The 8679-nt window shown below is 68.5% G+C and carries 8 protein-coding genes; 2 read left to right on the plus strand and 6 right to left on the minus strand.

The annotated features are described in order from the left end of the window. Window positions 1-239 precede the first annotated feature (239 nt). Window positions 240-1910, minus strand: a complete 1671-nt coding sequence (locus AQY21_RS09500) for an NAD+ synthase (RefSeq protein ID WP_058097429.1) — start codon at window positions 1908-1910, stop codon at window positions 240-242. A 131-nt stretch (window positions 1911-2041) separates the two neighbouring features. Here AQY21_RS09500 and AQY21_RS09505 point away from each other — a divergent pair, with 131 nt between their 5' ends. After that, window positions 2042-3505 (plus strand): 2-isopropylmalate synthase, encoded by a 1464-nt coding sequence (locus AQY21_RS09505; RefSeq protein WP_058097430.1) that lies wholly within the window; start codon window positions 2042-2044, stop codon window positions 3503-3505. 165 nt (window positions 3506-3670) lie between these two features. Here the strand turns inward: AQY21_RS09505 and AQY21_RS09510 are convergent, their stop codons facing one another. From AQY21_RS09510 to AQY21_RS09530, 5 genes are all read right to left on the minus strand, one after another. Then, window positions 3671-4528 (minus strand): carbon-nitrogen hydrolase family protein, encoded by an 858-nt coding sequence (locus tag AQY21_RS09510; RefSeq protein WP_058097443.1) that lies wholly within the window; start codon window positions 4526-4528, stop codon window positions 3671-3673. Window positions 4529-4536: 8 nt separating this feature from the next. Then, entirely contained in the window at window positions 4537-5118 is a 582-nt protein-coding gene (locus AQY21_RS09515; RefSeq protein ID WP_058097431.1) for a GNAT family acetyltransferase, read from the minus strand. Next, a complete protein-coding gene (locus AQY21_RS09520) occupies window positions 5115-5540 on the minus strand; it encodes a ketosteroid isomerase-related protein (RefSeq protein WP_058097432.1) in 426 nt (141 codons plus the stop codon). The genes AQY21_RS09515 and AQY21_RS09520 overlap by 4 nt, the downstream gene beginning before the upstream one ends. Before the next feature lie 122 nt (window positions 5541-5662). Then, entirely contained in the window at window positions 5663-6340 is a 678-nt protein-coding gene (locus AQY21_RS09525; protein ID WP_058097433.1) for an ABC transporter ATP-binding protein, read from the minus strand. 4 nt (window positions 6341-6344) lie between these two features. Next, window positions 6345-8051 carry a capsule biosynthesis protein gene (locus AQY21_RS09530; RefSeq protein WP_152988178.1) on the minus strand — a complete coding sequence of 569 codons (1707 nt, stop codon included), beginning with the start codon at window positions 8049-8051 and terminating at the stop codon, window positions 6345-6347. Window positions 8052-8133: 82 nt separating this feature from the next. Here AQY21_RS09530 and AQY21_RS09535 point away from each other — a divergent pair. Then, window positions 8134-8679: ABC transporter permease (locus AQY21_RS09535; protein ID WP_369807753.1), on the plus strand; the 546-nt coding region annotated here is incomplete at its 3' end.

Raw genomic sequence — 8679 nt, forward strand, 5'->3', positions numbered from 1 at the left:
CTTACTCGTTAACCTTGCCCGACATGGGCATATGATACAAAAACGGATGCACCCCATACGGCGGAACCCCTTGAAATCGCGGGATCCATAAGGCGCGAACAAGACAGGAATAAGCCGCATGGACAGGGCCGTTAACCTGTCAAAAAAGACAAGCCAAAGGCCGGAATCGAATTTTACGCCGATTTTTCAGTATGTTGAGTGAGGGGCATCCTGCCCCTCCAAATGGTTGTGACGCAGGGTCAGAGCCGGTCGCGCCAACGGTTGACCAGCGGATAGCGGCGGTCCAGCCAGAAGGCTTTGGTCGAGATGCGCGGCCCCGGTGCGGCCTGGTAACGCTTCCACTCGCTGCCATAGAGCAGGGTCTCGACCTTCTTGACCGTCTCGGGCTCGAAGCCCTGGGCGACCAGGTCCTTGAGCGCCAGGTCCTTCTCGACCAGCCCTTCCAGGATCGCGTCCAGCACCTCATAGGGCGGCAGGCTGTCCTGGTCCTTCTGGTTCGGGCGCAGCTCGGCCGAGGGCGGCTTCGAGATGATCTGCGGCGGGATCACCTCGCCCGCGCGGCCCAGCATCCAGTCGCGGTGGTTCCGGTTGCGCCAGCGGCAGGTTTCGAACACCCGGGTCTTGTAAAGATCCTTGATCGGGTTGTAGCCGCCGGCCATGTCGCCATAGATCGTGGCATAGCCGACCGCGACCTCGGACTTGTTGCCGGTGGTCAGCAGCAACTCGCCGAACTTGTTCGACAGCGCCATCAGCATGACGCCGCGCAGGCGGGACTGGATGTTTTCCTCGGTCGCGTCGGGCTGGGTGCCCGCCATCAGATGCGCCAGGGCATCGCCCACCGCGTCGCGGGCGCCCTCGATATGCACGGTGTCCAGCCGCGTGCCCAGCCGTCCCGCGCAATCGGCGGCATCGTCCAGGCTGGCCTGCGAGGTGTATTCGCTGGGCAGCATGACGCAGCGCACGTTCTCGGGGCCGATGGCGTCGCTGGCGATGGTGGCGACCAGCGCCGAGTCGATGCCGCCCGATAGCCCCAGCACCGCCTTGCGGAACCCGGATTTGCGCATGTAGTCGCGCAGGCCCAGCGTCATGGCGCGATAGTCCTGTTCCCACTCGTCGGGCTGGTGGTCCATGCGGCCCGGCACCGCGCGCCAGCCGGCCGACGTCCGGGTGAAATCGACATGGGCCAGCATCTCGTCGAAGGGGGCCAGCTGCATGACCTTGACCACGCCGCCATCCTCGCCCGGGTTCAGCACGAAGCTGCCGCCGTCATAGATCTGGTCGTCCTGCCCGCCGACCGAGTTCAGATAGATCAGCGGCAGGCCGGTCTCGACCACGCGGGCAACCATATGGCCCATGCGCAGGTCCAGCTTGCCCCGGTGATAGGGGCTGCCGTTCGGGACCAGCAGAATTTCGGCGCCGGTCTCGGCCAGGGTCTCGCAGACCTCGGGCCACCAGGCGTCTTCGCAGATCGGGCTGCCGATGCGCAGCCCGTCCAGGCTGTAGGGTCCCGAGATCGGCCCGACATTGAACAGCCGCCATTCGTCGAAAAGCTGCTTGTGCGGCAATTCGTGCTTGAGCACCCGCGCCACCACCCTGCCGCCCTTGAGGATCCAATAGGCGTTGTAAAGCCGGTCCTCCTCGGCATAGGGGCCGCCGATGCCGATGGCGGGGCCGTCCACGCAGTCCCGCGCCAGATCGACGATATGGGCCATGGCCTCCTGCGTGAAGCCGGGTTTCAGCACCAGGTCCTGGGTCTGATAGCCGGTGATGAACATCTCGGTCAGGGCCAGCAGGTTGGCGCCGGCCTCGCGCGCCTTGGCCCAGGCCTCGCGTGCCATGGCGGCATTGCCGGGCAGGTCGCCCACGATCGGATTGAGCTGTCCAAGGGTGATGCGGAACGTGTCGGTCATGGCGCTTCCTTACCGGATCTTGGCCCCGTTGATAGGCGACGGCGCGGCAAAGGAAAAGTCGGGCTTTGCGCTGGGACACCCCTTGCGATAAACCGATGCCAAAAGCAGCAACGAGGCGGAGTGCAGCACCCATGAAGGCAGCCCTTGTCGCCTGCGCGGTGATCCTTGCCGGCGCGGGCATGGCCGGCGCGCAGGCGGTCATCACCAAGCAATATGACGACGGCGGCGTCTACGAGGGCACCTTCCGCAACGGCAAGCAGCACGGGCGCGGCACCTACAGGCTGCCCTCGGGCTACGAATATGCCGGCGACTGGGTCGAGGGCGAGATCCTGGGTCAGGGCGTGGCGAAATTCCCCAACGGCTCGGTCTACGAGGGCGCCTTTGCCCGCGGCAAGCCGCATGGCAAGGGCAAGATCACCTATGCCGATGGCGGCAGCTACGAGGGCGACTGGCTGGACGGCCAGATAACCGGGCAGGGCGTGGCGCATTACGCCAACGGCTCGGTCTACGAGGGCGGTTTCGTTAACGCGCTGCATGACGGCAAGGGCGTGCTGACCCAGCCCAACGGCTATCGCTACGAGGGCGACTGGAAGGCCGGGGTCAAGGAGGGCTTCGGCAAGATCACCTATCCCGACGGCGCCAGCTATGAAGGCGAGATGAAGGCGAACCAGCGTTCCGGCCAGGGCAAGCTGACCATGGCGGATGGGCTGAACTACGAGGGCGGCTGGTCGGCGGGACAGATGGCCGGGCAGGGCAAGCTGACCCAGCCCTCGGGCGACCGCTACGAGGGCCGCTTCGCCAATGGCAAGCGCGAGGGCAAGGGCGTCGCCACCTATGCCAACGGCGACCGCTACGACGGCGATTTCCGCGCCGACAAGCGCTGGGGCGTCGGCACCTTCACCGGCACCGACGGCTATGTCTATACCGGCGACTGGGTCGAGGGCCGCATGGAAGGGCTGGGCCGCATCACTTACCCCGACGGCTCGGTCTATGAAGGGGCGCTGCTGGCCGACCTGCCGCATGGCCGCGGGCTCATCACCTATCCTGACGGTGCCAGCTATGACGGCGAATGGGTCGCCGGCGTGATCGAGGGGCAGGGCGTCGCCAGATACGCCAATGGTCTGATCTACGAGGGTGGCTTCAAGCGCGGCCGCAACGAGGGGCAGGGCCGGATGACCTATCCCGACGGCTATGTCTATAACGGCGCCTGGCGCGACGGGCAGCGGCACGGCCAGGGGCAGGCGACCTATCCCGACGGCACGACCTATGACGGCTCCTTCGTGGACGGGCTGCGCCATGGCAGGGGCCGGCTGATCGCGCCGGACGGCTTCCGCTACGAAGGCAGCTGGAAGGAGGGCGAGATCGACGGCGAGGGCGTCGCGACCTATGCCAATGGCGACGTCTATACCGGCCATTTCGTCATGGGCAAGCGGCAGGGTGCGGGGGTGATGCGCTATGCCACCGGCCAGGTCGCCTCGGGCGAGTGGGAGGACAACCGGCTGGCCAGGCCCGACGAGGGCGCGGAGCCCGAGGGTGCCGTCCCGCCCGAAGCGGTGGTGCCAGAGGAGCCTGGCGAAGGGGCGGCGGCGCGGTAAGGGCCATCCATGGGATGGAGGCGATCCGTGAGCGTCGCAGGAGCGATCGAACCAGGCGGTCTTTCAAACCCCGCGGCAGGTCCTGTTATGTTGCCGGGCCGCCTCTCCAGCAGAAAATGAAAAGGCCTGGCTAATGGCCCGAACGTTGCGCGCCTGAAGCCATCGCTACTCCACCACCTGCACCGTCGCGCTTTCCGGCCAATGCGCGAAGGGCAGCACCCTGCCATCCCGGCGGCTTTGCGCCACGAGGTCCAGATCGACCTCGGCCTTGACCCAACCGGGCACGTCCATCAGCCCCTCGGCCAGCACGCCGCTTTCCGGCCACAGCCCGTCTGGCGGCGCGTAGATTGCCGCGGTGCCGCGGTTCTCATCGATGGCCGGGTTCCAATCCACATCGCCTACCGTCGGCGCCTGCACGACGACGCATTGGCTTTCCAGCGCCCGGGCCATGGCGCCGATGCGGACCCGGTTGAACCCCGCCACCGTGTCCGTGCAAGAGGGCACCAGCACCACCTCGACCCCCGTCTCGGCCAGCACCCGGCCCAGCAGCGGAAACTCGCTGTCATAGCAGATCAGCACCCCCAGCCGCCCCACGGGTGTGTCGAAGACCCGCAGGCCCGGCGCGCCGACCACATCCCAGTCCTCGCGCTCGAACCGGGTCATCACCTGCTTGTCCTGATGGCCGATCCGCCCCCCGGGTCCGAACAGCACCGCGCGGTTGACCGGGCGCGGCCCGTCGAAATACGGCCCCGAGGCGGCAAGGATATGCACCCCATGCTGCGCCGCCAGCTCCGCATGCAGCGCGTCGCGCGCCGCCTCGTGCCGGGCGACCTCGTGCAGCGAGGCTTCCAGATCGCCCGCGACCTCGCGCCCGCCCAGAGAGGCCAGCTCCATCGCGCCATATTCGGGAAAGACCAGCAGGTCGCAATCGGCGGCCTCCTCGACCCAGGCGGCGATCTTGGCGCGATAGGCGTCGAAATCCTCCAGCCAATCGAAGGGATAGGCCGCGGCGGCAATCTTCACGATTCGGCTCACAGGGTTTTCATCCAGAATTGCAGGGGCTTGCGGGTCGGCGTGTCCTCGCCGATATCCTTCCATTCGAACTCAGCCATCACGCCGGGCAGGGGGGTATAGCCGCGCTTGCGCCAGAACCCGTCCAGCGCGCGATAGTCCTGCGGGTGCAGCGGGTGATCCTCGGGCCGGACCACGCGGCAGAAGGCGCTGTAGCGGCGGCCGAGCGCGCGGCCCTGTGCCTCGCGCCCGTCGAAGAAGGCATGGCCCAGGCCGCGGCCGCGATATTCGGGCAGCAGCACCGATTCGGCGCAATAGAAGATCTCGTCCAGCCGCTCGGGCCGGCCCGCGAAGGCGGCGGCGAAATCCTTCGCGTGATCCTCCATCGGCGCGCCGGTGGCGGCGCCGATCATGCGTTCGCCGTCCCAGGCCGCAACCACCACCGCGCCGGGCGACTGATAGGCGCGCAGGTAGTTGCGCTCATATTCCAGGTCGCCGTCATAGAGATAGGGCCAGTCGCGGAACACCGCGATGCGCAGCCGCGCCAGATCGTCCAGCGCGGCGGCGACGGCCTCTCCGGTCAGGGTCTCGGTGCGGATCACGCCGAGACCTGCCCCGAAACCTCTCCCAAGACCTGCTGCGTCCAGTCGGCGAGGTTGTAATAGGTCGTCACCCGCGCGATCTTGCCGTCCCTGATGGTGAAGAAGGCGCCGGCGGGCAGGACGTACGTCTGGCCCTTCGCCTCGGGCAGGCCCTCGTCGGTCGCCAGATAGGTGCCGTTGACCACGAATTCCGCCGCCGCGCGGTCGCCCGCCTCATTGGCGAAGATCACCATGTCGGTCAGCTCCTCGCGATAGCTGCGGGTCATATGGGCGTTGAACTCGGCGAATGCCGCCTTGCCGCGGCGGATGCCGCCTTCGTTGACGTGATGCTCGACCTCGTCATGCAGGTAGCCCAGCATCTCGTCGGTGCGGCCGGCGTTGAAGGCGTCGTAATAGGCGGCGATCAGGGCCTTGGTATCCATCGGAACCTCCTTGTTTCGACCCCTCTAGCGCGCGCGGCGCGCCGCGTCACCTCCGCCCTTTGGCGGAGAGCTCAACCCTCCTCTGGTTCTGACGCATCGTTTCCATCCGTCCCCCCCCTTTTTCACTCTTCTGTGCTGTTTGGTGGGACTCTGAGGATTTCCTCGTGCATTGCGATGGCCTCGTCGAGGTTTTGGTGGAGGGTTAGGCGGCCCTGGTGGAGGACGGCGCCCATGGTGCACATGTTGCGGATCATTGGCATGGAATGGCTGACCACGATGGCCGAGGAGCGGGCCATGCGCTCGGCGAAGACGCGCTGCGACTTGGCGCGGAAATTGGCGTCGCCGACGCTGGTCACCTCGTCGACCAGATAGGTGTCGAAATGGATGCCCATCGAGGTGCCCATCGCCAGCCGCGAGCGCATGCCCGAGGAATAGCTGCCGAAGGGCTGGTGGTAATGCTGGCCCAGCTCGGCGAAATCGGCGACGTAATCGATCAGCTCGTCGGTATCCACGCCGTAGATGCGCGCCACGAAGCGCACGTTCTGCGCCCCGGTCAGCTCGGGGTGGAAGCTGCCGGAAAAGCCCACCGGCCAGGAGATGGTGCCGTCCGACAGCACCCGGCCCGAACTGGGCGAGACGGTGCCGGCGATCATCCTGAGCAGCGTCGACTTGCCGGCGCCGTTGCGGCCCAGCAGCGCCACCGAGGCCCCGGTCGGGAACTCGGCGCTGATCCGGTCCGCCACCAGCGTCCTGCGGCCCTTGAGCCGATAGAGCTTGGTCAGGTTCTCGAGCCGGATCATCGCGCTAGCGGCGGTCGCGGACGCTGTAATAGACCAGCACCAGGATCGACCAGCCGGCCAGCAGCATGCCGGTGATCATCGCCCAGAGCCAGGGCCGGTTCGGCTCGGTCGAGCTTTGCGCCACCTTGGGCTCGATATGGGCGGCCAGGTAGCGCGCCTGGCGCTGCGCCTCGGCCAGCGCCGTCTCATAGGCGATGCGGGCCGAGCGATAGGCGCCCTCGGCGAATTCGCGGTCCACGGCGAGCTTTTCGTATTCCGCCATCAGCTGGGCATAGCTCTCGCCGGCCGGGCCCTGGCCCTCGGCGCCGAACTTGGCCCGCTCGGCGTCGATCAGCCGGCGCAGGGCGTCGATCTTCTGCTGCGACTGGGTGACGCGGTGGTCGGTGGGCTGGGCATTGTCCAGCAGCAGGTCATGGGCGACCAGCACCTCGGCCAGCTGTGCCTGCAAGCCGCTCAGCACCCCCATCTGCCCGGCCAGGTCCGCCTCGGGATCGACGATCTGCGAGCGCATGCGGAAGGCGGTCATCGCCTGGCGGGTCTCGGTCAGCTCGGCGCGGGCCTTGTCCAGCTCGGCCTTGGCCAGCCGGGTGGCGTCGTCCTGGGCGATGGTCGAGAGCTGGTTGATCTTGTCCGAGCTTTCCTGGAACACCGCGGCGGCGATCTCCTGCGCGTCCTGGGCGGTGAAGGCGCTGATCTTCAGGGTGATGAGCTGGGTGGTGCTGTCGTAGAGCACCTTGACCTGGCGCTGCCAGTAATCGGTCAGGTCCTCGACATGGTCCTCGGGGTCGAAGGCGAAGACGAAGTCGTGCGGCCAGGCGCGCGCGAAGCGGGCGCGCAGGTCGAGCCGGGCGTCGATCCGTTCGACCATGTCCTGGCTGCGGATGTATTCGTAGAGGATGTCGGTATCCGAGGCGCCGCCGGCGCCGGTCAGCGGCGCCAGCCCGCCCAGCAGGTCGATCGAGGGGGTGGACTGTTCCTTGCGCACCGAGAAGCCGACGGTCGAGACATACTGGTCCTCGGCGCGCAGCCAGAGATAGCCGGCCCAGAGCAGGCTGGGCAGCAGCACCAGCGCCAGGAACGAGCCCAGGATCAGCCAGTGCCGGGGCCGCGGCTCGGCGATGCCGACGGGCGGGCGCAGCGGCTCGGCCGGCAGCGGCCGCGGCGCCGGCTGGGCCACGGCCTGGCCCATGGGCTTGACCGGGATCGGCTGGCCCGGCGGGCGCGGCTGGGCCTGGGGCGGCTGCGGACCCTGCGGGCCCTGCGGGCGCAGGGCGGGAGGCGGGGGATTGCCCGGGGCCATCGGCCGCTGCGGCGCCGGCTGGCCGGGCTTCGGGTCCTGCTGCTGGCCCTGCGGCGGCCGGGGCTGGGACGGGCGCGGCGGCTGTTGCGGTTTCTGGCCCGGTTTCTGGCCCGGCGCGGCGGCCTGGGCCGCGGGTTTCTGCCCCGGCGGGCGCGGCGGCTCGGCGCCCAGGCCCTGCTGGGCCTGGAACGGGCGCTGCGGCCCGGCCTGGGGCGCGGCCCGGGAGGCCCGGGAGGCGGGTCCGGGCGCGGCGGGCGCGGCTTGCGGCGTGGCGCCTGCGGCGGCCTCCGCCGGCGCGGCCCGGGATGCCGGGGCCGGGGCCGTGGCGGGGGCCGGGGCGCCTTGCGGCCTTGCGGCCGGCTGGGCCGGCTGGCCGGCCTTGCCGCCGGGCGGTGTGGAGGGGCTGGTCACGGGCAGGTGCGCTTTCGCTGGTTTACCTTTCGGCCGCAGTTGTTACATATTGCCGCCCGTCCAGACCAGCGTTTGCGTTCACATGTCCGATACCGCCCCGGAAATTCGCCCATCCCCGGGCCAGCCCGCCCCGGCCCGCCGGCCGCAGCGCCCGTCCCGCAACGGGCCGCGGCTGCGGATGCCGCGCACCGTGGTGGCGCTGATGCTGCGCGAGATGGCGACCACCTACGGCCGTTCGGCGGGCGGCTATGTCTGGGCGGTGCTCGAGCCGGTGCTGGGCGTGGCGCTGTTGTCGGTGCTGTTCAGCCTGGCGCTGCGCAGCCCGGGGCTGGGCTCGAACTTTCCGCTGTTCTACGCCACCGGCTACCTGTCCTTTGCCATGTTCGCCCATCTGGCCAACCGGACCGCCGCCGCGATCCGCTATTCGCGGCCCTTCCTGGCCTATCCCAGCGTGACCTTCGTCGATGCGCTGCTGGCGCGGGTGGTGCTGAACACGCTGACCCATGTCGCGGTCATCGCCATCGTGATCGGCGGGATCTTCGTGATCTACCAGCTGCCGGGTCCGGTGGACATGGCCTCGGTCTTCGAGGCGCTGCTGCTGCTGACGCTGCTGGGCAGCGGGGTGGGG

Origin of the sequence: Paracoccus sp. MKU1, from assembly GCF_001447385.1 — a bacterium.
Classification (GTDB): domain Bacteria; phylum Pseudomonadota; class Alphaproteobacteria; order Rhodobacterales; family Rhodobacteraceae; genus Paracoccus.

What these genes read in the sequence shown, in the direction of transcription:
- AQY21_RS09505 (WP_058097430.1), top strand. Translation starts at nt 2,042, where the DNA reads ATGAAGGCAGCCCTTGTCGCCTGCGCGGTGATCCTTGCCGGCGCGGGC.
- AQY21_RS09525 (WP_058097433.1), bottom strand. Translation starts at nt 6,340, where the DNA reads ATGATCCGGCTCGAGAACCTGACCAAGCTCTATCGGCTCAAGGGCCGC.
- AQY21_RS09500 (WP_058097429.1), bottom strand. Translation starts at nt 1,910, where the DNA reads ATGACCGACACGTTCCGCATCACCCTTGGACAGCTCAATCCGATCGTG.
- AQY21_RS09520 (WP_058097432.1), bottom strand. Translation starts at nt 5,540, where the DNA reads ATGGATACCAAGGCCCTGATCGCCGCCTATTACGACGCCTTCAACGCC.